2 protein-coding genes are annotated in these 885 nt (G+C 66.2%); one reads left to right on the top strand and one right to left on the bottom strand.

The genetic code is table 11. The annotated features are described in order from the left end of the window. Positions 1 to 316 (bottom strand): DUF87 domain-containing protein (locus ENZ75_RS33060; protein ID WP_164888233.1); only part of this gene is annotated, 316 nt, incomplete at its 3' end. A 208-nt stretch (positions 317 to 524) separates the two neighbouring features. Between ENZ75_RS33060 and ENZ75_RS33065 the strand changes: the two genes are divergently transcribed. Further along, positions 525 to 830, top strand: coding sequence for a hypothetical protein (locus ENZ75_RS33065; protein WP_013530714.1), 306 nt, complete (start codon positions 525 to 527; stop codon positions 828 to 830). Positions 831 to 885: the final 55 nt, after the last annotated feature.

Genomic DNA, 885 nt, shown 5'->3' on the forward strand with positions numbered 1-885 from the left:
CTTCGAGATTGAGCACGGTGGAGACGCGATGCATGCGCGCCCGCTCGCCTGCCGCCTGCAGGCCGCGCTCGGTATGCTGCTCGGCATCGATCACCAGATGGCCGTAACGGTCGCCCAGCGAAACGAAGTCGCCCTCGGGATCGATGATGGTCTGCTGCACCCAGGGCGCGCTCTGCTCCAGCAGGCGCCGCAGCAGATGCGACTTGCCGGAGCCCGAATTGCCCTGCACCAAAAGGCGCGTCGCGAGCAGTTCCTCGAGATCCAGCTTCGCCGGGGCGCCTGCGGTCGTCTGTCCCATCTCGATCGCAACGGTCATCTCGACTCAGGCGCTCCTTTCGCAGACGGGCTTATCAACTGGGTCACGGCCCGTCGAGCGTGCATGACCGCCCGCGGCGTGTTGCGCACAACTGTGCAGGCACCGTCTGGAGGGGTCATCAGCCGATGCCTGGCGCAAACTTTGGGTTGACCCCTTCGGACCACGAGGCGACACTCCTCCCAACGCTACGAGTGCGAGGAGGAATGCGATGGACGAGCCCGAACGGTGGCGCCACATGTCGACGGCGCCGAAGGACGGCAGCCGCATCCTGGTCACTGTGCGTCCGTCCGAGCAGGGACCGGCGGAAGTCGACCTTGCCTATTGGTCGCGTGCCGACCAGTTCGCCTCGGAAGGCTGGCGCGCGTCGGACTCTTCGCCCGGGCGCGTCATCGAATACGCCGACCCGGAACTGAAATGCTGGATGCCGCTGCCCACCGCCAACCTTAGCCGCGCGTCGATGCCGGCGCCCTGGGAAGGCGAAGACGCCCAGCAGTTGGATGGGTCCGGGATTTGAGGGGCGCAAGAAATTGGCGAAAGCCGCAAAGCTGCCAATCTCCCCCCTCGTGGGG

Source organism: Mesorhizobium sp. M7A.F.Ca.CA.002.04.1.1 (assembly GCF_004022805.1).
GTDB classification, from domain to species: Bacteria; Pseudomonadota; Alphaproteobacteria; order Rhizobiales; family Rhizobiaceae; genus Mesorhizobium; species Mesorhizobium ciceri.

Bases quoted from the DNA above. Each gene is read 5' to 3' on its own strand.
- ENZ75_RS33065 (WP_013530714.1), top strand. From the start codon at position 525: ATGGACGAGCCCGAACGGTGGCGCCACATGTCGACGGCGCCGAAGGAC.